Here is a 22,872-nt window from a genome sequence, read left to right as displayed (position 1 = left end):
TGCTGTTGCCCATAAACACCTCGGTCATTGCCATCAATTATGGCAACCGGATGTCTACGAAAGGCTGGCCGGTCCAGGAAACCGCGGCATCGAGATCGGTAACAGACAGGCCGATGTGGGAGAAGGCGCGAGGGTAGGGAGGGGGTAGGGCAGGCACGGCACACCACTGAAGAGAGGGGTAGCCGCAAGATTAGACCCTGCAACTCAACCATGATCTGATCCATTTTTATCAGATTGATAAAATATTCTTATGCTGAATGAGCATTGGCTCCGATCCTTTCGGGCTATCGCAGAGGTCGGGAGCTTTACCAGGGCCGCAGGCCAGCTGCAGCTCACCCAGGCTGCGGTCAGTCAGCATGTACGTCATCTTGAGCAACAGCTGGGTGCCCTGTTTCTGCGCAGACCACGATTTATTGAGCTGACGCCGGCGGGAATGGCTCTATTGCAGTACTGCCAAGAGATGGATTCGGCCGATCGCCGGCTTCAAGCCAAGCTCGCGAGCGCGGACAGCGATCAGGGGGAGTTTGCGCTGATAACCCCCGGGAGTGTTGGCCTTGCTCTTTACCCGGTGTTGCTGGACTTCCAGCGCACCCATCCCGGCTTGATCATTCGTCATCGCTTCTCGCCGGACCCAGAAATCCTATCGGCGGTACTGGAGAAGAAGTACGAGGTGGGTCTACTTGCACTTCGGCCGGATGACCCTCGGCTGCGGGCTGAGCCCTTCACCGAGGAGGCGCTTGAGCTGGTAGTTCCGAGAGGTGCCTGCGCGGACAGCTGGGCGGATCTTCAAAAGTTGGGTTTCGTTGATCATCCAGATGGCCAGGCTATGGCCACCCGCCTTCTCGCCCGCAAGTTCCCAGGAAATCCAGGCGTACGCGCGCTTCCTATACACGGCTTCACCAATCAGGTTGCGCTCATCCTTGAGCCGGTATCGCTCGGGCTGGGATTCACTGTCATTCCGCGACACGCCCGTGAATCCTTCGCTCGGCAAGACGCAATTGAGGTGGTTGACTGTGGATCTCCGGTGGTTGACACCCTCTGGATGATCCATCGATCCGAATGGCCACTGTCTGGGCCAGCTAAATGGTTGACCCAACAGCTTCGAGGCCTGCCTCGATTCAGCGGGAGGAGGGCTCCACCTCTCGCTGGAGCGGACTGAGGCCCCTTCTATACTGGTCTGGGGTCCGGCCAGAGTGTCGCTTGAACATCTCACTGAAAGACGTTGAGTTTGCATAGCCCAGATCGTCTGCAATCTGCGTAATTGATCGGTCTGAACCCAAGGCATCAATTGCCCTCAGAAAACGAAGCCGACTGCGCCACTCTCCGAACCCCATCCCTAGCTCGCGCTTTGCCAAGCGCTCAAGTGATCGAACACTAATGTGGTGGCGCTCTGCGACCTCAAGTGCCGACGGAGAGTCCTGAAGGGAGGTCTCGGCATAGCTCAGAATCCGCTTTAGCACGTCACCGCTGGCCAGCGGCAGGAAGCTCGACATCACCGGCGCGGCCAGAATCAGGTCAAGGGCGACCGCGGAGAGTCGCCGGTCTTCTGGCTTAACGGCCTCGCCGATGTCACGACGGGCCAGTTCGTCCAAGATCTCCCTAAGCAACGAGCTAACCGCTAACGCAGTCGGAATGCTGGGCATCTGCGCCGACGCGCCGACCGAAAGGTATGCGGATCGATAAGCAACCGCACCACGGTTTCGGGATGAGTGGTGAACACCAGGCGGAATCCATATCGCATAGTGGGTAGGGGACACCATCCAGTCCTCGCCTACCTGTAACTCCATGACACCCTGCGCAACATAGTTGAACTGCCCCCACGGATGCACACGAGCATCCCAGTCGGAGGGAGGCAAAGTCCCTTGCCGAACGTAGATGTCTCCAGGGATGGAGCTGAACGAGGGGACGGGGTCCATTGCCATGTCGCATTCAAGATGAAGATTGGCGCAAATTATGGATGTAACGAAATTCCGCCAAGTCTACGCTACTGGCTGTTGATATCCAGTATCTGAGGATGCCATGTACTACCTGCTCCCCCTCCTGGCCTGCCTTCTCTGGGGCGCCAACACCATCGTTACAAAGCTCGCTGCAGGGACCGTCGGCCCGGTCGATATTAGCTTCTGGCGATGGCTTGCTGCGGCCATCATCTTGCTCCCATTCGCCCTGCCGCGCCTGAAGTCGAACCTAGCGGTCCTGAAAGCCAATTGGGCACGCTTCCTCGTGCTCGGTGCTTTGGGCGGTGTCATGTTCCAATGCCTGGCGTACTACGCCGCACATTTCACTTCTGCGACCAACATGGGCGTTATCCAGGCACTCATCCCGTTGATCGCTCTTGCCTTGTCGCGCATCTTCATGGGTCACGCAGTCCGCGGTGGCGCAGTGATTGGTTCGATCATCTCCTTGGTTGGGGTGATAGCGGTAGTGTCCCATGGTGACTTTGAAGCCTTGGTTTCCCATGGAATCAACAAAGGTGACGCCCTGATGCTGCTGGGCGCTTTGGCTTTTGCCACCTACAATTTGCTGATGCACAAGTGGCGCATTCCCGTAACGCTGATCGAATCCCTGTTTCTTCAAGCCATGTCTGCAACGATCCTGCTGCTACCTCTTTTCCTTGTCGCAGGCACTGGCGTCCAGGGTGGCGCAGCCATCGGCTGCATTGCATTCGCAGCAATCGGCGCTTCGATCATGGCACCGTTGGCATGGATGACCGGCCTGCATCGGCTGGGCTCTGCTCGCGTGGCCGGGTTCTTCAATCTCGTCCCGATCGTCACTGCATTGCTTGCGGTGGTGGTCCTCAAAGAGTCTCTGAGCACCTGGGTCGTGGGTGGCGGTTTGATGGCAGTATTTGGTGTGGTACTGGCGGAGTACGCAGCTCGCAAGAAGCCTGACGAGGTCATGGTCGTGGATGACACCTCGACCAAGCGCTGAAAGACAATTGCATAGCTGCAGTTCAAATGAAAACGGGCCGCTTGAGGCCCGTTCTCCTTGTTCGGGGAACGCTTCTTCGGCTAGCCAGGTTCAAAGGGCCCTCTCCTCAAGGTGAAGTTGCATCTAGACAGCGCTCTTCAGCTGAGTTGGGCACATGCCGGTTAGTCGGCGAAACATTGCAATAAAAGGGGAGGGGCCGCTATAGCCCAGCCGCTTGGCAACATCACCAACTTTGCAGTCGCTCTGGAGGAGAGGGAGGGACGCAGCAAGCTTCAGCCTCTGGCGCCACTCACAACATCCCAGGCCAGTAGCGGCAACCCAGCGTCTTGCAGGAGTCCGAGAGGATACGCCAGCAACTTCTGCCCATTGAACTAGTGACTGGCCACTTCCTGGATCGGCTTGTAGCGCATCGATGATGGGGGCTAACAAGCGCGAAAACGCCAAGAATGCGCGGCCAAAGCTTCTGTTCCGGTAACTCAGCGAATGACCGGGGATCACCCCAAAGCGGAAAGGCTAACAGTAGGAACCGGGGATGCTTCGCGGCCCAGCTGCGCATCTTGCGCTGCCGCCGCCAAGCGATAGCCTTTGCGTCTCGAAGCTTGTGTAGGGCGCAATCCTCCACGTCAGACAGTCGCGCCGAAAGGGTATAGGCCCCGCGACAAGCCCATCGGAGGCATTTAGGGGTTCGCTTTAGCGACCTGTGGAGCTGCTGTGGAGTGGGCCGGAGAAATGTCTTCACATCAACAACTGTAAAGACGTCGCTTCACCCGGATCTACACGAGGGTTCAGACCCCACGGTTCCACAAAACAGCCTAAAGTTTCGACCCGGCACGCCGAGGCCGATCTACGTCACGGATTTCCGGCAGGGCGTGCCCCTTCCATCCGGTTGGCCGTCTGTCACTGGCGTGTGCGCCTGGTCCCGACCGGCCGGCAAGAAGCGCGAACCTACCGCTACACCCTAAGGGGCTTTAGTCTTTGATTCGCTTCTCAAAGTTTGTGATCAACTTGCCCAGCGAAAGGCCTGTCAGGCGGGCGATATCTCTCAGCTCCACCACATCAACCCTTCTCTTGCCTGTTTCGACGTCGCTGATGAATGACTGGCTGCGGCCCAGCATGCTGGACACCTGGGCCTGGGTCAGACCGGCAGCTAGCCGCGCCTCGCGAACAGCCTCAATGAGGGCAGCGTACTCTTTTCGATGGATGGACTTCGACACGACCGCGCCTTGGCTGAGCGGCCTAGAAAGCTATATCCAGTTCTCCGATATCTAAAAACCCGATATTCTGTCTTCTTCATTGACAGGGGGACGCATGAGCGAACAGCCATACCGCTTCATCACCGCGGCCAGAAGCAGAGCAACACTGATCCTGGCAGCATCAGCACTGCTAGCTGCCTGCAGCGGTCCGACAGACAAGAAGATGGTTACGAATGGAACCCAGCAGCAATACCGGCAGTCAATTGACGCTATCGACCCGGAACTCAATGCCCACGAAAGAGCGGCCTTCAACTGGGCAGTCGCTGGGATGAACCTTGAAGAGGGTCGGCAGGGAATCATTACGTACAGGGCCAAAAGCTGCCTAAGCGACTGAATTTCAAAGTTGATTGCTCGTCTCTCGATCAGGTTCTCCCCATCTATGGGGTCTGTTCAAGCACCTTGGCTGTGTAGCTCAGCGGCGCCACTTCCCTTTCAAGATCCAGGTGGTAGTCGCCGAAGCGATTGATGTGGCTGGTCCGATAAGGCGACAGGCCGGCCAGGATCTCGGGCGTCAGTTCAATCCCCTCCTTCCTCATCTCGGCCAAGGTCCGGCTCATGCCTTCCACGTTGTGGAGGATGATCATGTTGGCCACCAGCTGGCTGTACTTGATGATCTTGCGCTGCTCGTGTTGGACGTTCTCAGCAATGATCCCCTGGCTGCCAAAGAACACCCATTTCACGAAGCCGTTGTATTCCTCGCTCTTGTTGGTGGCAGCATGGATCGTTTTGCGGATCTCATTGTCATCAATGTAGCGCAGCAAGAACAGCGTTCGAACGGCCTTGCCAAGTTCCCGGAAGGCGAAGTACAGCTTGTTCTTCCGGCTGTAGGTGCCCAGCCGGCGCAGGATCGAGGACGCGGTGATCTTGCCCAATCGGATTGAGATCACCACCCGCAGCATGTCGTGGAGATGGGTGGCGATCAGTTGCCAGTCGATGCTGTCCCCGAACAGTGCCTGGATGTTCTTATAAGCCCTACCCGGTTCGGGCCGAAAGAATGTCAGGTCCTTGATGTTCCGGATCCGGGGCATCAGCTGGATGCCCAGCATGTGGGCCAGGCCGAAGACCGGATAGCTTTGGGCCTGCGTGTCGCCATGGACGATCTCAGGCTGGATGTCGGAAGTGTTGGCCAACAGACCGTCGAGGATGTAGATGCCCTCGTGCACGCCACAGGGAATGACGTGGCTGAACGGCGCTACGTATTTGTCGGACACGTGGTAGTAGCCGATGCCACCGTAGCCGCCGTAGCGGATGTGATACTCCGACAGCAGGTTGTCCTCGTCGACGCTCCACTTCGTGCCATCAGCTGATGCGCTCTTGCCGCTGCCCCAATAGCCAGGCAGGTCGAATTTGTTGTAGGTATTGATGACCTCCACGATGGCCTTCTCAAGCACATCCTCGGTCACGTATTTCAGGTTGAGCCAAGCGACTTGGCGCCGGCTGAAGCCCTTGATCGACCGCGCCGTCTGCGTCGGCCCCAGGTTGCAGCCATAGCAGAATAGCGTGGTGATCACACGTCGGGGCAGATCTTCGACCTGGCTCTCGGTGCCGGCGATCGGGCGGAAGAAACGGTGCAGATCCAGCCATTGGCTGGCATCGATCAGGACATCGACGATGCTGGATTCTGGAAGCCGTTCGGCGATGAGGCGATCCACCGTGGTAATCGCGCTGGAGACTTCGGCGCGTTGCCCCTTCCGCAGCACCAGGCGCCCATCCAGGATGTCCGCATGTACGTTCTCCGGGAAACGCGCGTCGACCTCATCGGCCAGGGAGGTCAGTTGTGCACGTAATCCCGCCACGAAAGACTCGGCGTCGGTGGGCAGGCCTGACACCTGGCCGTAGGCTTCCAGTTCCTGGGCCAAGGTGGCTTCATCGACCAGCTGCTCACGGTAGTCATCAAACCGTTCGCTGCTGGGAATGAAGAGATCTCCGGACTTCAGTTCGTCCTTGACCTGCACCAGCACGGCCAGCTCGAAGTACTTACGGTGCATCCAGCCGGCGCCGGCTGCACTGGCCCGCTTGCCGAACACGTGCTGACACCAGAGCTTGGACATCCAGTCAAAGTCCTTTTCCGGGTCCAAACCGAGGGAGGCGACCTCGATCAGCTCACGGCGCTGGTTGCGCAGCGAGAGCACCGCTGCGATCAGCGGCTCCATGCCGGCGTCGTGGCTGGTCGCCCGAAGTTTCATCAGCTCCAGCCCATTGAACAGCAGCGGCCTGACCGCGCCATAGGGCTGCAGCATGAAAGGCAGGTAGTTCTTCCCGGCGTAGGCCATATGTTCTTCGCATTCGGCCAGCAAGGTCGACACTTCCGCTTCCAGGCTGTTGTCGATGGCATCCACGCGCTGACTATCGCTGCCGTCTAGCTGATAGGCCTGCAGGATTTCCTTGAGCTGGCCGATGAGGAAGTCGGCCCGTTTGGCATGTTCGAGCTGGTAGGCCAGCAATTTCTGCTGGGCCGTGTTCTCCAGCCCGCGCACCTGCTTGATGAACAACTCGGCTGCATCATCCAGTGTCTTGGCATGCTGGGCGCGAATGAAGATGGTGGCCAGCGCATAGCGCTTGTCCGGAGCCAGTTCGGCCAGCTCGCTGGCGTCATAGGCCCGAGCCATTGCACGGAACTGCTTGAGCTTGGGCACCGGCACATCGATGGGAGGCAGCTGGTCGGCCAACTGCTGCAGCATGCGGATGTGCTGCAGGTAGAACCGAACTTCCTTGTTGGTGGGCCGGCCGGGCTCGCGCTTGAGTGATTGCCAGCCGGTGAACCTGGACCCTTCCGGTGCGCGCAGCAGTTCGTCGATGAGCGTGCGCGTGGCAGGCGTCAGCGCGTGGCTGATGCTGCGGTAGTAGCCCAGATTGACCCGCTCACGGGCGCCGATGGCGGCCAGCTCCAGAGTGCGGAAACCGGGCAGTTCGTAGCGATGGTGCACCAGCTCTTCGAGCAGGACGTTCACGATGTCCGGGATGGTGTGCTTGGTCTGGGCTGCTCCGGTGGCCACTGTGTCCAGCCAAGCCAAGCCCGATTTATCCAGGGGACGTACCCCGATGAATTGCCGAAGCTGCGGCATATGCCGGCGCTGGCTGCCGGAAGCGTCGTAGCGTTCGAGCTGGTCGGTGTCCAATACGCGCCCGAGTCGGGCGGCCTTGGCGATGTGCTTCCGGATCCGCTCGGGTACGTCGGCCAACAGCGTGAAGTAGCCCAAGCGTTGGAAGAGCTTTAGATGAATCAGTACCGCCAGCTGCGGACCCGGCTGGGTGGTCAGCTGCTTGGCGAATGCAATCTCAGCGGCGGTCGGGGTATAGATCTCCTCCAGTTCCTTGGCGGTGGGATCAGGCTTCAGTCGCGGGTAGGCGGTCTCGTGAAGGGTAGCCATTGGATCCGGAGGGTGTGAGGGGGATCAGTCCCAGTGCCGGCCGTCGTCTGTACTGAGCGACGCTTCCAGGAAGCACTGGTGCGTATCGGCCATGCGGTGCATGTCATCGAGCAACGTGGCCAGGATTTCATCCAGATCCCTTTCGGGATCGGTGGGAGCAGTCAACTGGTACTCGCTGCTGGCGGTGTTCAGGCGCACAGCCTGGAACGGGGCCAAGCAGATCTCTTCAATTCGGCCTCGGGCCTTGGCCGCGCCGCGGCCCGTGCGAGCAAACGGGGTCAGCACCATGCGCAGGCGCAGCTGCAGGGCCGATTTGCCCTCCGGCGCCGGCAGTGCCATCGCCGGTACCGGCACGGTTGGACTGGGCAGGCTTGCTTCAATGCGGTCCCGGGCAAACGGGTCACGCCCGTCCAGGTAACGCATGGCCGACTGCACATCGCGCCAGCCCACGTACTCCATCAAGGCCTTCATGTCCCAGCCTTGGTCGTTGGCCCAGCTGGCAAAGCCGCGGCGCAACGAATGGCTGCTGTGGAGCCCCGCATCGGCAAAGCCGGCACTGGTCAGCAACTCGCGCAGCAGGCGCACCAAGCTGTTGGGATGCAGGCCTTCGGCGCTCACCTGGCCCCATTGGTTGACTGCCCGAAACACCGGCCCTTCTTGCAGGTCGGCCGCCTGCAGCCACGCCTGGGTCGCCTCCACCGGACATAACCGCGACAGCGCCGGCACCTTGTAGGTGACGCCGGCTGCCTGGCGATCACCCTTGCTGCGTGGCAAGAAGCAGGTCATCCCCTGTCCCGGCACCAGCGTGAGATGGGCCACGTCCAGACGCAGCAGTTCATCGCCACGGAATCCCCGCCAGAACCCGAGCAGCACCAGCGCTCGGTCTCGTTGATGGCGCAGCGCCGCCGGCCCATCGCCCCGGGCATGTGCCGCAGCGATCGCCGCGGCCAGCCAGTCATCGAGCTCGACCAGCCGCCGAATCTGGAGCGGCGCGGCTTGCTTGACCTGGCCCGGGTGCAGGGTCTGGATGCCTTTGAGCACCTTGCGCACCAGCGGCGATCGGGTCGGGTCGACAAAGCCGTGGTCGCGGTGCCAAGAGGCGATGGCCGCCAGACGTTGGCGGAGGGTGCTGGTCGCCAAGGTCTGCGCATAAGCGGCCAGGTACCGGGCCACGCTGTCAGGTGTCGCTGGGAGGTGGCCTTGCCATTCAACCTCGAAGTGCCGCAGCGCCGACGCATAGCTGCGCACCGTGTTCTGGCGCGTGGCCGCATCGAGGTAGCGGTCCAGTTCGGTCACTGGCGCGTGGCCTCCACCGAGGTCGTCTGGCGCAGCGTCGACAGGATGGTGCATTCCGCCCGCTGCCCGCCATGGCAACTGGCAATCACCCGTTCCAGCTCGCTGGCCATGCGCTGCAGGTCGGCCATGCGGGCGCGCACGTCGGCCAGATGGCTGCGGGCCAACCGGTCCACGTCCCCGCACGAAAGCTCCTCATCGCCGGCCAGCTGCAGCAGGCTGCGGACCTCCTCCAGGCTGAAGCCCAGGTCCCGGCCACGCGCAATGAAGCGCAGCCGCTCGATGTCGGCCGGGCCATAGACCCGGTAGCCGTTGCCCGTGCGCCCCGGGCGCGGCAGCAACCCGATCCGCTCGTAATAGCGAATCGTCTCCAAGTGGCATCCGCTGGCGTCGGCAGCCTCACTGATTTTCATTCGTAGTACGCTTGACTCCGTAGTAGCTACGGACTTTACGCTGAACCCGTATCCGCCGCCACTCCGGCCGCGGCGCTGCATGTGACGACCATGCCACTGCCCATCGCCTTGATTCGCTACTGCCTGATTGCCTTGCTGATCGGCTGGGTTCTGCCCGCTTCTGCTCAGGCGGAGCCTGCCGCAGCAGACCTGCGCCAAACCTGGCAGATGCTCGATTACATCGCGGTCGACTACCCCGGCGCGGTCCAGGCCGGTCGCGTAATTGCCCCCAACGAATACGCCGAAATGAGCGAGTTTGCCGGCGCCGTGCGCAGTCAGCTGGCAGCATTGCCCGGTGGCCAGAACCAGCAGGAGCTGACGGCCCAGGCCGACCGCCTGGTCCAGGCGGTGGCAGAGAAGGCCGACCCGGCGCAAGTGGCAACGTTGGCGCGCGGGCTCGGCACGACGCTGTTGGCCCGCTACCCGATCGGCGCTGTTCCGGCGAGCGCGCCGAAGACCTCCCAGGCCGCGTCCATCTACAGCCAGCAGTGCGCGGCCTGTCACGGCCCCACAGGTCACGGTGATGGCCCCGCCGCGCAAGCGTTAAGTCCGCCGCCGATCGCGTTCACCGATGCCACTCGCGCCGCGCAGCGAACGCCGCTGTCGTTGTACGAGGTCATTTCCCAGGGTGTGCCGGGTACCGGCATGGTCAGCTTCTCTGGGCTGTCAGAAAGTGATCGCTGGGCGTTGGCATTCTATGTGGGCAGCTTGGGGTACTCCTCGCAAGCCAAGGCTCAAGGTGAGGCGTTATGGCGCACCAGTGCCGAGGCCCATACGCACATTCCCTCGCTCGAAGCGCTGACACGCACGCGAGAGGCCGATCTTGCCACCACGATGCCCGCCGATCAGGCAAACGCGATCATCGCCTACCTGCGTTCGCAGCCACAGGCAGTAAACGAAGCGGTACCAGGAGCCGATCGCTTTGCGGTGGCGCGGCAGCGACTGGCCGCCAGCCAGCGCGCTTACGCTGATGAGGACCTGGCTCAAGCCAAAAAGCTTGCGCTCTCGTCCTATCTGGATGGTGTAGAGCCGCTTGAACCCACGCTGGCCACGCGCAATCCGTCATTGCTGCGAGAGATCGAGACGGCCATGGCAGGCTACCGCGCGCAGCTGGATCAGCATGCGCCCGCGGCTGACGTTGCCGGGCAGGCAGCGCAAATTGCCCAGCTGTTTGATCGCGCGGACGTGGCGCTGCAGGACACCCGAATAGGCGCCAGCACCGCGTTTCTAGGCAGCTTTACCATCTTGGTACGCGAAGGACTGGAAGCGCTGCTGATCGTGATTGGTATCGTGGCGTTCTTGCGTAAAGCCGAGCGGTCTGATGTGTTGCCGTATGTGCATGCGGGTTGGATCTGCGCGTTGTTGGCAGGCGCAGCTACCTGGGCAGTGGCCACTTACTTTGTTGATATCAGCGGTGCGAACCGGGAAGTCACTGAGGGCGTCTCGGCCTTGTTCGCTGCCGCTGTCCTGCTCAGCGTAGGCATCTGGATGCACCAAAAGAGCCTTGCAGGGCGGTGGCAGGAGTACCTGCACGCCAAGCTGACGACTGCGCTGACACGGCGCTCGGCTGTTTTCCTGTTCATGCTGGCCTTTGTCGCGGTGTACCGCGAGGTGTTTGAGACGATCTTGTTCTACATCGCGATGTGGAGCGATCAGGCGTCCACCGCCATCCTCGCAGGCCTGGTGGCGGGAATCGCGGTGTTGGCTGCGGTGGCGTACTGGATGCTGCGCATGAGCAGGCGGCTGCCGATTGGCCGGTTCTTTTCGATCAGCTCGATTCTCATCGCGGTGATGGCGGTCATCCTGATCGGTAAAGGCGTGGCCGCGTTGCAGGAAGCGGGCTGGATCTCTCAAACACCGCTCGCGTTGCCGCGCATCGAGTGGATCGGCCTGTATCCCACCTGGCAGTCGCTGCTGGCGCAGGTATTGGTAGGCACCGCCGCCATCGTGGGGTTCCTCGCCAATGCCCGTTCCGGTGTGCGTAGACAGCCAGGCGCAAACAAGCAATGAAACAACACAGCAGAGGACCAAGACATGAGTGATTGCGGGTGCCACCACGAAGCCAAGAACAAGGAGGAGCGACGCATCCTCTGGATCGCCTTGGTCCTGAATGCAGCGATGGCCGTGATCGGCGGCATTGCCGGCTGGATTGCCCATTCCACCGGGCTGCTGGCTGACGCGCTGGACATGCTGTCTGACGCCACCGCCTATGCCATTGGCCTGGTCGCTATCGGGCGCACGGCGCGCTTCAAGGCCAACGCCGCGTGGGTCAGTGGCAGCGTGCTGCTGGTGCTGGGCGTAGGCGTGCTGGTCGAAGTCGGCCGCCGGGTGATGTACGGCGCCGAGCCGGTCAGCGGTTGGATGATCGGTACCGCTCTGGTCTCGCTGGCCGTGAACCTGAAGGTGCTCCGTATGCTCGCCCCCTTGAAGTCTGGCGAAGTGCATCTGCGAGCGACCTGGCTGTTTACCCGCGCCGATGTGGTGGCCAACGTTGGGGTGATTCTGGCCGGCCTGTTGGTGTGGTGGCTGGCCAGCCCCTACCCGGATTTCGTGATCGGCGCCCTGATCGGCCTGTATGTGATCAAGGAGGCTTTCGAGATCTTGGGTGATGCTCGCCGGGCGCGTGCCGACGCGCGCAAAACGCCTGCATGACAGCGCTTGGCCGGCTGAGCTGTGGCCTGCGCTGGCTGCTGCTGGCGCACTTGGCCGTGGGCCTTGTGACGCAGCCGGTGCTGGCAGTGGTTGGCGAGCTCCATGCTCAAACCCATCTGGCCGCGGCCGACCATGACCCGGCAGTGGCATCACCAGCTTCCGAGCGTGGCGTAGACGCCGCGCTGCACCGGCTACAGCAGCTGGTGCTGTGCTGTAGCCAGGCCGCGCCGGCTCCAGAAATAGTGTTGGCCATTGCTCATATCGGCCGGCATTGGCCGTCGGCGACAGCCCATGCGGACAGATATCGGCATGAGCACCTGCTCGCGCCGTTCCGGCCGCCGATCGCAGGGTGATGCGCGCCGGCGTGCGCCGGATCCCTGTTGGCTATCGAAAATTCTGGAGTACTTCATGCATGTGCGATTGGCGGCCCTGGCCGCGTGGCTACTGTTGAGCGCGGCGGCAACGCCGGCGACAGCAGAAGAGCTGATGACCTTGGACGACGCGTTTGCACGCGTGGCCCAAACCCACCCCGAGCTGCGCCTGGTCGATGCGCGAGCCACGGTGCTCGCTGCCGAGCGCGACCAGGCCGTGCAGCGGCCACCGTGGACGTTGGGGGCGGAGGTTGAAAATGCGCTGGGCACGGGCGCGGCCCGTGGCCTGGACAGCGCGGAGTTGACCTTGAGCCTGAGCTCGGTCCTGGAGCGCGGCGGCAAGCTCGACGCCCGCCGCACCTTGGCCCAAAGCCGGATTGATGCACTGGCCGTGCAGCGCGAGACCGGGCGGCTGGACCTGCTCGCCGAGACGGCGCAGCGCTATTTGGCCGTTGTCGGTGCCGACCGGCAACGCAGCCTGGCGAACATGGATGTCGGCCAGCGCCAGCGGACCGTCGCCGCTGCCCGGCAGCGCCTGCAGGCTGGCGCGTCTCCCGAATCGGTGATGCTCACCGCACAAGCAGCACTGGCGAGAGCAGAATTGACCCGTGATCGGGCCGAGCAGCAGCGCATTGCCGCCCGGCAGCACCTTGCTGCCCTCTGGGGCGAACGTGCTCCGAGCTTCGAGGTGGCCGCGGCGGATCCCATGACCCTGCCGGCGATCGCGTCCATGCAGTCGCTGGCCGAGGAATTGGAGCGCACTCCCGAGTTGGCGCAGTTTGCCGATGCCCGCCGGATCGCGCAGGCACGACTGCAGCTGGCGCGTTCGGCGGCCTCGCCGGACTTGTCGTGGCAGCTGGGCGTGCGCCGCCTGCAGGAGACTGACGACACCGCGCTGGTGGCCAGCCTGTCCATGCCACTGGGCAGCCGCAGCCGCGCGCAGCCGGAGATCCGCGCCGGCGAAGCGGAGCTGGAGGTTCTGACGATCGAGCGCGAGGCCAAGGGCCTGTCGCTGTATTCCACGCTGGTCGAAGCCCATGGTCGCTACACCGTGGCGCAGGCCGAGGTGGCACGGCTGCAAGGCGAGGTGCTGCCGAAGTTGGCCCGGGCTGAGCAGGCCGCCGAGCGCGCCTATCGCGCCGGCGCGATCAGCTACCTGGAATGGGCACAGCTGCAGTCCGAACGCACGGCCATGGCCCAGCAGCAGCTGGACGTGGCGCTCGATGCGCAGCGCGCCCTGATCGAAATTCAACGCCTGACCGGCCAGGCGCTTGTCGCGCCGCCGGCGGCTGCTTCCACCGGAGAGACCCCATGAATCGCTTTTCCTGGACCGCACTGGGCATGGCCCTGATGATGCTGGCCGCCTGCAACGCGTCGGCCCCCAACGAAGCGTCCGAAGGCGGCGCCGCCGCTGAGGGCGAAGAGCACGGCGAGCACGAGGAAGCGCCGCTGGAAACCAAGATTGCCGCCAAAGCTGCGCAGGCAGCGGGTATCCAGGTCGCACCGGCAGGCCCCGGTGAGATTGCTGACGAGCATGAGGTGCAAGGGCTGTTGACCCCGATTGACGGTCGCATCGCGCAGGTCACGGCACGCTTCCCCGGACCGGTCCGCTCCGTGCGTGCGGGCGTGGGTGATCAGGTACGGGCCGGCCAGGCACTGGCCACGGTAGAGAGCAACCTGAGCCTGACCACCTATACCGTCACCGCGCCGATCAGTGGCGTGGTCATGGCGCGCACGGCCGCCGTAGGCATGGCCGCCGCTGAGGGCGCGCCGCTGTTTGAGGTCGCCGACCTGTCCACGCTGTGGGTGGACCTGCACATCTTCGGCGCCGACGCCCAGCACATCGGTGCTGGCGTGCCGGTGACGGTTACCCGCTTGAGCGATGGCGTCACCGCACAGACCACCTTGGAGCGCGTCCTGCCCGGCACCGCCACCGCCAGCCAAAGCACCATTGCGCGCGGCACGGTGGCCAACACCGATGGCCTGTGGCGGCCGGGGTCGGCGGTCAAGGCGCGGGTCACCGTGGATCGCCAATCGGCAGCGTTGGTGGTGCCGATCACGGCGCTGCAGACCGCAGAAGACCAGGACGTGGTCTACGTGCAGCAGGGCGAAACCTACCACACCCGGCCGGTGAAGCTGGGGCGCCGCGACGCCGAACGCGCCGAAGTGCTGGAAGGCCTCAAGGCCGGTGAACAGGTGGTGGTGGCCCAAAGCTTCCTGATCAAGGCCGACATCGAAAAGTCCACCGTGGAAGAAGAATGAGGCCCGCCATGCTCGAACGCCTCATTGGGCTGTCCATCCGCCATCGCTGGCTGACGCTAGTGCTCACCGCTGCGCTGGTTGCGCTGGGCGTGTGGAGCTACCGTCACCTTTCCATTGACGCCACACCCGACATCACCAACGTCCAGGTCCAGATCAACACCCAGGCCCCGGGTTACTCGCCGCTGGAGGCCGAACAACGGGTCACCTTTGCCATCGAAACGGCCATGGCCGGTCTGCCCAAGCTGGACTACAGCCGCTCGCTGTCGCGCTACGGGCTTTCGCAGGTCACCGTCGTCTTCAAGGACGGCACCGACCTGTACTTTGCCCGCCAGCAGGTCGCCGAGCGCCTGCAGCAGATCGCCTCCCAGCTTCCCGAAGGGTTGGACCCGGAAATGGGGCCGATCTCCACCGGGTTGGGCGAGATCTTCATGTACACCGTGGAGGCCGAGCCCAACGCTCGCAAGCCCGACGGCACCCCGTACACGGCCACGGACCTGCGCACCCTGCAGGACTGGGTGATCCGGCCGCAGCTGCGCACCACGCCCGGCGTCACCGAGGTCAACACCATCGGCGGCTTCGAGCGGCAGATCCACATCACTCCCGATCCAGCTCAGTTGGTGGCGCTGGGCTTCACGTTGAACGACGTGGTCGCCGCGGTCATGCGCAACAACCAGAACATCGGCGCCGGCTACATCGAGCGCAACGGACAGCAGTTCCTGGTGCGCGTGCCGGGCCAGCTAGCCAATCTGGAGGCAATCGGCAACATCGTGCTGGACCGGCGCGATGGCGTGCCCATTCGGGTGCGCGACGTCGCTAGCGTGGGCGAAGGCAAGGAGCTGCGCACGGGCGCGGCCACCCAGAATGGCCACGAGGTCGTGGTCGGTACCGCCTTCATGTTGTTCGGCGCCAACAGCCGGGAAGTCTCCCAGGCGGCCGCGGCCAAGCTGGATGCCGCCAACGCCAGCCTGCCTGCCGGCGTCCATGCCAAGGCCGTCTATGACCGCACCGCACTGGTGGATCGCACCATCGGCACGGTGTCCAAGAACCTGATCGAGGGCGCGCTGCTGGTGGTGGTGGTGCTGTTCCTGCTGCTGGGCAATGTGCGCGCCTCGTTGATCACCGCGGCGGTGATCCCGTTGGCGATGCTGTTCACCATCATCGGCATGGTGCGTGGCGGCGTGTCGGGCAACCTGATGAGCCTGGGCGCGCTGGACTTCGGCCTGATCGTGGACGGGGCGGTGATCATCATCGAGAACTGTCTGCGCCGGTTCGGCGAGGCGCAGCACGCGCTGGGCCGCCAGCTCAACGATGAAGAGCGCTATGACCTGACCGCCTCGGCCACCGCCGAGGTGATCCGTCCCAGCTTGTTTGGCCTGGGCATCATCGCCGCGGTCTACCTGCCGATCTTCGCGCTGTCCGGGGTAGAAGGAAAAATGTTCCACCCGATGGCGATCACGGTGGTGCTGGCCCTGACCGGCGCCATGGTGTTGTCGCTGACCTTCGTGCCGGCGGCGATCGCCAGCTTCCTGCGCGGCCGTGTGGCTGAGCACGACAACCGCCTGATGCGCTGGTCGCGTGCCCGTTATACGCCGCTGCTGGATTGGGCCCTGCGTCGGCGCGTGGTGGTGCTGGCCGGCGCGGCCGTGCTGGTGGTGGGCTGTGGCGTGCTGGCCACCCGCTTGGGTTCGGAGTTCGTGCCGAGCCTGGATGAGGGCGACATCACCTTGCAGCCCATGCGTATTCCCGGCACCAGCTTGGAGCAGTCGGTGGCCATGCAGGAAACGCTGGAGAAGCGCCTGGCCCAGTTCCCGGAGGTGGCCAACATCTTCTCAAAGATCGGCACCGCCGAGGTGGCCACCGATCCTATGCCGCCGTCGATGGCCGACACCTTCCTGATGCTCAAGCCCCGCGACCAGTGGCCCGACCCGCGCAAGCCCAAGGCCGAGCTGGTGGAAGAGCTGGAGGCGGCGGCCAAGGAAATCCCGGGCAGCAACTACGAGTTCACCCAGCCCATCCAGATGCGCACCAACGAGTTGATCTCCGGCGTCCGTTCGGACGTGGCGGTCAAGGTCTACGGCGACAACCTTGACCAGTTGACGCGCCTGGCCAGCCGGGTCGAGCGGGTCATGCGTAGCGTCCCCGGCGCCGAAGACGTCAAGGCCGAGCAGGTCTCCGGCCTGCCGCTGCTGACCATCACGCCAGATCCGGCGGCATTGGCACGGTATGGCCTGAACCCGGGCGATGTGCAGGAAACGGTGGCCACCGCCATTGGGGGCAGTGTTGCCGGCCAGTTGATCGAGGGCGACCGCCGCTTCGACCTGGTCGTGCGCCTGCCCGAAGCGCAGCGCCAAGACCCCGCTGTGCTGGCAGATCTGCCCATTCCGCTGCCGGCAAGCACCAGTGTCGATGAGTCCAGCCGTCTGGCCGCCGGCGCCAATGGGGGGCCTCGCACGGTGCCGCTGCGGGAAGTGGCGAAGATCCAGGTAGAGCGCGGGCCCAATCAGATCAACCGCGAGAACGGCAAGCGCCGCGTGGTGATCACCGCCAACGTGCGCGAGCGCGATCTGGGCGGGTTCGTCGGCGAGTTGCGCACACGCATCGGCCAGGATGCCGCGCTTCCAGAGGGCTACTGGATCGATTACGGCGGCACCTTCGAGCAGCTGATCTCGGCCACCCAACGCCTGGGCGTGGTCGTTCCGGTGACACTGGCGTTGATCTTCGCTCTGCTATTCATGGCCTTCGGCTCGGCCAAGGATGCGGCCATTGTGTTCAGTGGCGTGCCGCTGGCGCTGACCGGCGGTGTGCTGGCACTGGCTCTGCGCGGGATTCCGTTGTCGATCTCTGCCGGTGTGGGCTTCATCGCGCTGTCGGGCGTGGCCGTACTCAACGGGCTGGTCATGATCGCCTTCATCCGCCGTCTGCGCGAACAGGGCGATCCGCTAGACGACGCTGTGCGCGACGGCGCCCTTGGACGCCTGCGACCGGTGTTGATGACCGCCCTGGTAGCCTCGCTGGGCTTCCTACCCATGGCCTTGAATGTCGGTGCTGGCTCGGAAGTGCAGCGGCCGCTGGCCACTGTCGTCATCGGCGGCATCGTCTCATCCACCGCATTGACCTTGTTGGTGCTGCCGGTGCTCTATCGTTGGCTGCATCGCGACCGAGCTCCCCGCGCCGGTAGCACTGCTTTGGAGTCCCCATGAACGAGCTCAACCTGGAACAGGTCCGTGCGGCGATGTTTACCGACCCGGGCGTGAAAGCGGTGGACGACCTGCGCCTGGTCGCCGGTGAGCATGGCCGTGCGATCGCGGCCACCATCACGGTCGCGGCGCCCTCGGTCGACCTGGACCTGGTGCATGCTGTGATTGCCCAGGTCCTGGCCGATCAATTCGGCATCGATCAGATCATGCTGTGTTTCAACGACCCGGGCCCGGTACCGCCGCCGCCCACCGCGGCGCCGTTAAAGAAGATGTGATCGCAGCCCCTGGCTCTATGCGTCTGCGCTGGCAGGCGCATAGAGCTGATGACCCGGCAACGCGCACGCGCCGGCATACACAAAGGCCACGCTTTGCCGCGCCCGGGTGAAGGCCACGTAGTATTTCGGCGGCGCGGTGATACGCGCTGCATCGGCCGTGCGCAGGTACTGCGTCAACGGCCCGTTCGGAAAGATGAGGACCCGACTGTAGGTGCGGCCCTTGCACTGCCCAAAGTTCACCGCCGGCAGTCCGTCGCACGCCTGCCGCCGGTCATGCCGGAGCACGGTGGGGGCGAACTCCTGCATGTACGCGGCCACATCCCCTGGAGCGACGAGGTAGATGCCATCGTGTCCGGTGACCTCGCCATTGCCTGATTGGGTCCGCGGCATCTGCGGATAGAGCGTGTCAGCCATATCGCACAGGGCCTGGACGCAGCGCAGACTGGTGAGGCGGTGATCCAGCCGGCATAAGCCGTCGGCCTCCCAAATCTGAAACAGCGCTGCCAGATTCGGACCACGGTATTGGCTGTACCTTTGCGCATAGTTGGTGGCATACGTGGCTTGGCGCGTATCGCCTACCAACGTGATGGCAATCTCGCTCTTCAACAGCCGTTCGACCAGATCCAGATCAAAGCCGGCCAGATCCTGGACTTCGTCGATGTAGAGCTCGTCGTACATCGCCGCCAATCGCGCCACGACCTGGCCTTGGGTCAGCTCATCGCAGCGCACAGCGAAATCGGCCGCTCGGTCCGAATACATCCGGTTGCCCGCCAGGTAGTGGCGCGCCACCTGGGTGCGTGGGGCGCGGTTGTTGGTGACACCTTCTACGAACAGGATGGTCTCGATGCGAGGCTCAGGGCAAAGCGCAGCTTGGTACGGGCGAATGCACTGGCGCAGCAGAAAGCCATACCAGCTGTGCAAGGTGACATGCGCGGGGACCGCGCCTGCGTGGGCCTCAAACGAGCGCCGGATCTCTTCCAGGTTTTCCAGCGTGTAGGTGACAATCGCGATGCGGCGCCCAGGTCGCTCCAAGGCCTGCCGGACCAGCAACGTGGTCTTGCCCGAGCCGGCTGCCGAGAGCAGGACCCGGTTAGGTGATGGCACGCTGGACATAGTCCGGGAACCTGATCGAGTGCGGGCTATTGAAAATCGCCAAGGCCGTATCGGTCTTATGGCCCTTCATGTACTTGAGCAGCGCCACCTCATCGGCAAAGGCCTTGCCCAGCACGGTATTGAGTTCGGCCAGCGAGTTGGCTTTGATCAGCTGCTCTTCCAGCGAAGGGGCGCTCTCGTCGGAATCGTAATAGATCGCGTTGATGTGCTCGGCATAGCGCTCTTGCACAACTGCGATATCACCGTCGTTGTCGGTGATCACCTTGGCCTGAATCCTCAGTCGATCGGCAATCTGCAAGAAGCGTTTGAATGCCAACGACTTGACCGAAATGATGTCTACGCCGTGAGCCATCGGCGCCACGCCGTGATGGTCACTGTAGGCACGCTGCACGATCAGTTCGTCGGAAGGGCCTTCCACCAGGATCGCCTGCTTGGCCAGGATCAACCGCAGCGTGTCGTGGCCCGGCAGCTTCATGAAATAGTCGTGGGTATCGCTGGGCAGCTGGTCCAGCTTCATCTGGCCTTGCGCGCTGAACAGGATCACGTTGTCCACGCCCAGCTTGTTCAACACGAAGCTGTTGTGGGTGGCGATGATCACCTGCTGGGCGGTGGAGAGGGCCGCAATCTTGTCGATCAGCTGGGTCATGCTGGAATAGGACAGATGGTTCTCCGGCTCCTCGATCAGCAGCACGTGAGCCGCGCCGGCCGCGTGCATCGCCAGCTTCATCTTCACCGCGCTTTGCTCGCCCTTGCCGGCCTGGGTGAACGGGAGCTCATCCAGGTAGGGTGACAGGCTGGTTTCCCACGTTGAGCGCGGCGATGTGTCCACGCCTACCGTCAATGCCCTGTGGCTGATGTCCCCGGTGTGCTCGGTCAAGTAGGCATTGATCGCTGCCACATCCGCTTCTTCGGAAAAGCTCTGCCGCATGCGGCGGAAGCTCAGCGACAGCGAGACGCGCTGCGCAGGCGTCAGTGCCTGCTCGATGATGCCGGCGATATAGCGATCGGCACCGGACAAGGTCTTGATGCCGTGCGTGTCGATGATGGTCGAGTCGAACGGAATACTACGGGCGGTGACGCCATTGTTGGCGAAGGAGTACCAGCGCACCGTGTAGTACTCCACCGGCAGGCTGACCGCGCCCTGGTGCTGCTGCAGGTAGGCGTTGAACTCCTCGCGGTAGTCGTCGTTGAGCTCGACCAGCAGCCGGATGCCGGCGGTATCCAGACGCAGGGAGTTGTTGGTGCCGCGTAACGACGCCAGCGCGGCGTCGGCGCCCAAATAGGCTTCGATGGAGATCCGTGGCGGCGAGGCCGGCGTGCCCGTGGCAAGCGCTCCCAAGTACTCCTGCACCATGGGCTGGTGGAACAGGTAGGGCGTGAGCTCGTAGGCAAGATTGCGCCCATGCAGCTGGCCGGTGACCACCGCGTGGATGGCCTCCAGCAGGGTGGATTTACCGACCTCGTTGTCGCCCACCACCAGGTTCATGTGGGCATTGAGGGGCAGGTCCAGATGGCGAAACGACTTGAAGTTGTCGATGACGATACGTTCGATCGGCATGCACAGTCCTTTGATGGCCAACGGGCTCGGTGGCGGAGCCTGCCTGCACCCTGGCTGGCCTCCTTTCCGCTCTGGGCCATACTACCCAGCGATCGCCGGCCCTGGGCGGTTTCGTACTGCTTGGGACGCGGGGAAGGGTCAGAATCCGCCTTACGCGGGATAATTCAGTATTATCCCGTATAACTATTTTCGCCGACGAGCGGTCGTCTACCTGCTTTAATAGTATGTAATTACATGGTATGTAATACATTACGAAATAGAGTGGGGTGGCACGATGGCGCGCGCAGGACTCTATAAGAGTGACGTCCAGAAGGCGCGCGACGCGCTGCTGGCCCAAGGCAAGAAGCCGTCAGTCGACGCGGTGCGAGTGGCCTTGGGCAACGCGGGCTCCAAGACCACGATCCACCGCTACTTGCGTGAACTGGAAGGAGAGGAAGGCGGCGGTCCGGCGAGGACGGTAGCCGTTAGTGATGCTTTGCAGGACTTGGTTGCGCGCTTGGCCTCGCGGCTCCAGGAGGAAGCAGAGGCCATCCTCACCCAGGAGCGTGAGCGCCATCAGGCTGAGCTCCACAGTCGGCAACAGGCGCTTTCCGGTGCCCAAGAGGAGGCTGCCGCCTTGAGCAGTCGGCTGCAGCGCACCGAATCAAGCCTGCACCAAGAGCAGGCTGCTCACGCCCTCCTTCAACAGAATCTAGGTGACAGGATCGCGGAAATCGCCCAGTTGAACGAGCGCATCGCTGGCATGACGGTGCGGCTGGCTGATCATGAGGCGCATACGCGTTCTCTGGAGGACAAGCATGCCCATGCCCGGGAAGCGCTTGAGCACTACCGCACTTCAACCAAAGAGCAGCGTGAGCAAGAGCTTCGCCGTCACGAGCATCAGGTCCAAGAGCTGCAAGTAGCCTTACGTCAGGCCAATGAAGCCTTGGGCGCGAAGAATCAGGAGCTGTTGGTGCTGAACCGCGACAATGGTCAATGGCTGGAGCGCCACGGGCGGATTGAGCGTGAGCTTGCCCAGCTACGACAGGCCCACGAAGGCCAACACAGCGAGGTCGTGGCGTTGCGCCAGACCGCGACGGACTATTTGGCACTGCAGGAGCGCTGGAAGACTGACGCCAAGACCTTGGATACCATGCGCAACGAGCTAGCTCAAGTTCAAGACACCCTTGCGCGGGAGCGTGAGCGCCGCGAGAGCGCTGAAGCCGATGCGTTGCGTGCCAATGCACGTCTTGAAGCGCTAGAGCCTCTACTGAGTCAACTGACGCCAGCACAAAATGCGGTGAAGAAAACTCGGCGCGGCCATGCGCAAGATGGGGGAGCCGACTGACGAGGCTGCTCGTTTGTCTGCTAGCGGCTGGGGTGGCGCTCACCTGTCCAGTACGCCCATTCCATAGGGACGACCCAATCTACAAACAGTTTGGCTACTGAGGACTCCGGTGCCAAATGATAGGGCTTGAACATGCCTTGCTCGGGCGAACTGGTCATCAGGTAGCGCAGGCGCTTCTGGACCTCCTGAAAGATGGCTTCCCGCACATGGGCGCTGTCGTGCACGCCAAGACGCATCGCCACCGAGGCACCTTGGCGTACCGCCGCCCAGCAGCAGTAACGCCACCGCGCGATCGGCAAGCCCCGCGGTCCGGATTGAAAGGCGAACCCCACATCACGTGCCCAGCCTGGGTCGAAGTGATGTTTGAGCAATTGCTGCTCCAGAAACTGCTCGGTCTCCCAGAGTGCAAGTTCATCCCACAGCTCCAGTTTCGCGTCCGCCAAGTCTACATCGTGTGCCATATCGCCGAGTTGGTCTTCCAGCACCGGGAGCAGGTGCCTGCGCTCGTGGGTATACCAGGCGAAAGCCCATTGCAGATCTTCGATGGGCGTGACCTCGGCATCGGGGCGGATCTGCCATCGATCCGCTGGCCAGGGAACTTGGATCAAGGCCAAGTCTCGCAGCGTGTCCAGCACCAGCAAGGTGGAGCGGCGTGTGGGCGCCACCGGTAGGCGTCGTAGCTGCGCGGCTAACAGTGCGGCTAGGAAAAGGGTGCCACGAAGGCCCAACTCCTCGATGCTGGCGACCCCAGATGGCGTCATTGACGAGGTTCCGGGCATGCGGTTTCCGGGGATGAGGGAGCGGCGTGGCTCCTGAGGGG

The 22,872-nt window shown here is 63.0% G+C and carries 19 protein-coding genes; 10 read left to right on the top strand and 9 right to left on the bottom strand.

Translation table 11 applies throughout. The annotated features are described in order from the left end of the window. Positions 1 to 676: 676 nt before the first annotated feature. Both O0J73_RS12850 and O0J73_RS12845 read right to left on the bottom strand, forming a co-directional pair. The gene (locus tag O0J73_RS12850) at positions 677 to 967 is read right to left on the bottom strand and encodes a hypothetical protein (RefSeq protein ID WP_049402761.1); all 291 of its coding nucleotides are present in this window, start codon (positions 965 to 967) and stop codon (positions 677 to 679) included. Between the two features lie 151 nt (positions 968 to 1,118). After that, complete coding sequence (locus O0J73_RS12845) at positions 1,119 to 1,922, bottom strand: helix-turn-helix transcriptional regulator (RefSeq protein WP_043033503.1); 804 nt, start codon at positions 1,920 to 1,922, stop codon at positions 1,119 to 1,121. 97 nt (positions 1,923 to 2,019) lie between these two features. Between O0J73_RS12845 and O0J73_RS12840 the strand changes: the two genes are divergently transcribed. Next, on the top strand, positions 2,020 to 2,928 hold the full coding sequence (locus tag O0J73_RS12840; protein WP_043033504.1) for a DMT family transporter: 909 nt from the start codon (positions 2,020 to 2,022) through the stop codon (positions 2,926 to 2,928). Positions 2,929 to 3,896: 968 nt separating this feature from the next. On the opposite strand, the gene O0J73_RS12835 is transcribed toward O0J73_RS12840, so the two are convergent. Beyond that, a complete protein-coding gene (locus O0J73_RS12835) occupies positions 3,897 to 4,142 on the bottom strand; it encodes a helix-turn-helix transcriptional regulator (protein WP_043033505.1) in 246 nt (81 codons plus the stop codon). 94 nt (positions 4,143 to 4,236) lie between these two features. On the opposite strand from O0J73_RS12835, the gene O0J73_RS12830 reads away from it, so the two are divergent. Continuing rightward, complete coding sequence (locus O0J73_RS12830; protein ID WP_141653546.1) at positions 4,237 to 4,515, top strand: hypothetical protein; 279 nt, start codon at positions 4,237 to 4,239, stop codon at positions 4,513 to 4,515. 43 nt (positions 4,516 to 4,558) lie between these two features. Here the strand turns inward: O0J73_RS12830 and O0J73_RS12825 are convergent, their stop codons facing one another. The 3 genes from O0J73_RS12825 to O0J73_RS12815 are packed head-to-tail and all read right to left on the bottom strand — an operon-like array spanning position 4,559 to position 9,258. Next, entirely contained in the window at positions 4,559 to 7,552 is a 2,994-nt protein-coding gene (locus O0J73_RS12825; RefSeq protein ID WP_164152742.1) for a Tn3 family transposase, read from the bottom strand. 24 nt (positions 7,553 to 7,576) lie between these two features. Continuing rightward, positions 7,577 to 8,848, bottom strand: coding sequence for a site-specific integrase (locus O0J73_RS12820; RefSeq protein ID WP_005413373.1), 1,272 nt, complete (start codon positions 8,846 to 8,848; stop codon positions 7,577 to 7,579). Further along, positions 8,845 to 9,258, bottom strand: coding sequence for a helix-turn-helix domain-containing protein (locus O0J73_RS12815; protein WP_012480230.1), 414 nt, complete (start codon positions 9,256 to 9,258; stop codon positions 8,845 to 8,847). Before O0J73_RS12815 ends, O0J73_RS12820 begins: the two co-directional genes overlap by 4 nt. Positions 9,259 to 9,348: 90 nt before the next feature. On the opposite strand from O0J73_RS12815, the gene O0J73_RS12810 reads away from it, so the two are divergent. The 7 genes from O0J73_RS12810 to O0J73_RS12780 are packed head-to-tail and all read left to right on the top strand — an operon-like array spanning position 9,349 to position 18,054. Beyond that, positions 9,349 to 11,307, top strand: coding sequence for an FTR1 family protein (locus O0J73_RS12810; protein WP_021201907.1), 1,959 nt, complete (start codon positions 9,349 to 9,351; stop codon positions 11,305 to 11,307). A gap of 24 nt (positions 11,308 to 11,331) precedes the next feature. Beyond that, positions 11,332 to 11,949 (top strand): cation transporter, encoded by a 618-nt coding sequence (locus O0J73_RS12805; RefSeq protein WP_005413376.1) that lies wholly within the window; start codon positions 11,332 to 11,334, stop codon positions 11,947 to 11,949. Then, on the top strand, positions 11,946 to 12,302 hold the full coding sequence (locus tag O0J73_RS12800) for a hypothetical protein (protein WP_012480228.1): 357 nt from the start codon (positions 11,946 to 11,948) through the stop codon (positions 12,300 to 12,302). The genes O0J73_RS12805 and O0J73_RS12800 overlap by 4 nt, the downstream gene beginning before the upstream one ends. A gap of 55 nt (positions 12,303 to 12,357) precedes the next feature. Continuing rightward, positions 12,358 to 13,635, top strand: a complete 1,278-nt coding sequence (locus O0J73_RS12795; protein WP_012480227.1) for a TolC family protein — start codon at positions 12,358 to 12,360, stop codon at positions 13,633 to 13,635. After that, complete coding sequence (locus O0J73_RS12790) at positions 13,632 to 14,582, top strand: efflux RND transporter periplasmic adaptor subunit (RefSeq protein ID WP_021201906.1); 951 nt, start codon at positions 13,632 to 13,634, stop codon at positions 14,580 to 14,582. The genes O0J73_RS12795 and O0J73_RS12790 overlap by 4 nt, the downstream gene beginning before the upstream one ends. Before the next feature lie 8 nt (positions 14,583 to 14,590). Continuing rightward, positions 14,591 to 17,782 (top strand): CusA/CzcA family heavy metal efflux RND transporter, encoded by a 3,192-nt coding sequence (locus O0J73_RS12785; RefSeq protein WP_021201905.1) that lies wholly within the window; start codon positions 14,591 to 14,593, stop codon positions 17,780 to 17,782. After that, complete coding sequence (locus O0J73_RS12780; RefSeq protein WP_019184735.1) at positions 17,779 to 18,054, top strand: hypothetical protein; 276 nt, start codon at positions 17,779 to 17,781, stop codon at positions 18,052 to 18,054. The genes O0J73_RS12785 and O0J73_RS12780 overlap by 4 nt, the downstream gene beginning before the upstream one ends. A 15-nt stretch (positions 18,055 to 18,069) precedes the next feature. On the opposite strand, the gene O0J73_RS12775 is transcribed toward O0J73_RS12780, so the two are convergent. Together O0J73_RS12775 and O0J73_RS12770 are read right to left on the bottom strand one after the other, a co-directional pair. Further along, positions 18,070 to 19,167: a UvrD-helicase domain-containing protein gene (locus tag O0J73_RS12775; protein WP_012480224.1), complete on the bottom strand. Its 1,098-nt coding sequence runs from the start codon at positions 19,165 to 19,167 to the stop codon at positions 18,070 to 18,072. After that, positions 19,145 to 20,725: an AAA family ATPase gene (locus tag O0J73_RS12770; RefSeq protein ID WP_154350813.1), complete on the bottom strand. Its 1,581-nt coding sequence runs from the start codon at positions 20,723 to 20,725 to the stop codon at positions 19,145 to 19,147. Before O0J73_RS12770 ends, O0J73_RS12775 begins: the two co-directional genes overlap by 23 nt. Before the next feature lie 274 nt (positions 20,726 to 20,999). Between O0J73_RS12770 and O0J73_RS12765 the strand changes: the two genes are divergently transcribed. Continuing rightward, complete coding sequence (locus tag O0J73_RS12765; RefSeq protein WP_308308854.1) at positions 21,000 to 22,052, top strand: DNA-binding protein; 1,053 nt, start codon at positions 21,000 to 21,002, stop codon at positions 22,050 to 22,052. Positions 22,053 to 22,072: 20 nt separating this feature from the next. Here the strand turns inward: O0J73_RS12765 and O0J73_RS12760 are convergent. After that, on the bottom strand, positions 22,073 to 22,872 hold an 800-nt coding region (locus O0J73_RS12760), incomplete at its 5' end, for a hypothetical protein (RefSeq protein ID WP_239510460.1).

It is taken from the genome of Stenotrophomonas sp. Sm6012 (genome assembly GCF_030985895.1).
Classification (GTDB): Bacteria; Pseudomonadota; Gammaproteobacteria; order Xanthomonadales; family Xanthomonadaceae; genus Stenotrophomonas; species Stenotrophomonas forensis.
This window is presented reverse-complemented; position numbering and strand designations above follow the sequence as displayed.

Coding starts and splice junctions, on each gene's coding strand:
- O0J73_RS12805 (WP_005413376.1), top strand. CDS start 11,332: ATGAGTGATTGCGGGTGCCACCACGAAGCCAAGAACAAGGAGGAGCGA.
- O0J73_RS12780 (WP_019184735.1), top strand. CDS start 17,779: ATGAACGAGCTCAACCTGGAACAGGTCCGTGCGGCGATGTTTACCGAC.
- O0J73_RS12800 (WP_012480228.1), top strand. CDS start 11,946: ATGACAGCGCTTGGCCGGCTGAGCTGTGGCCTGCGCTGGCTGCTGCTG.
- O0J73_RS12840 (WP_043033504.1), top strand. CDS start 2,020: ATGTACTACCTGCTCCCCCTCCTGGCCTGCCTTCTCTGGGGCGCCAAC.
- O0J73_RS12795 (WP_012480227.1), top strand. CDS start 12,358: ATGCATGTGCGATTGGCGGCCCTGGCCGCGTGGCTACTGTTGAGCGCG.
- O0J73_RS12830 (WP_141653546.1), top strand. CDS start 4,237: ATGAGCGAACAGCCATACCGCTTCATCACCGCGGCCAGAAGCAGAGCA.
- O0J73_RS12770 (WP_154350813.1), bottom strand. CDS start 20,725: ATGCCGATCGAACGTATCGTCATCGACAACTTCAAGTCGTTTCGCCAT.
- O0J73_RS12815 (WP_012480230.1), bottom strand. CDS start 9,258: ATGAAAATCAGTGAGGCTGCCGACGCCAGCGGATGCCACTTGGAGACG.
- O0J73_RS12810 (WP_021201907.1), top strand. CDS start 9,349: ATGCCACTGCCCATCGCCTTGATTCGCTACTGCCTGATTGCCTTGCTG.
- O0J73_RS12765 (WP_308308854.1), top strand. CDS start 21,000: ATGGCGCGCGCAGGACTCTATAAGAGTGACGTCCAGAAGGCGCGCGAC.
- O0J73_RS12785 (WP_021201905.1), top strand. CDS start 14,591: ATGCTCGAACGCCTCATTGGGCTGTCCATCCGCCATCGCTGGCTGACG.
- O0J73_RS12845 (WP_043033503.1), bottom strand. CDS start 1,922: ATGGCAATGGACCCCGTCCCCTCGTTCAGCTCCATCCCTGGAGACATC.
- O0J73_RS12825 (WP_164152742.1), bottom strand. CDS start 7,552: ATGGCTACCCTTCACGAGACCGCCTACCCGCGACTGAAGCCTGATCCC.
- O0J73_RS12790 (WP_021201906.1), top strand. CDS start 13,632: ATGAATCGCTTTTCCTGGACCGCACTGGGCATGGCCCTGATGATGCTG.
- O0J73_RS12775 (WP_012480224.1), bottom strand. CDS start 19,167: ATGTCCAGCGTGCCATCACCTAACCGGGTCCTGCTCTCGGCAGCCGGC.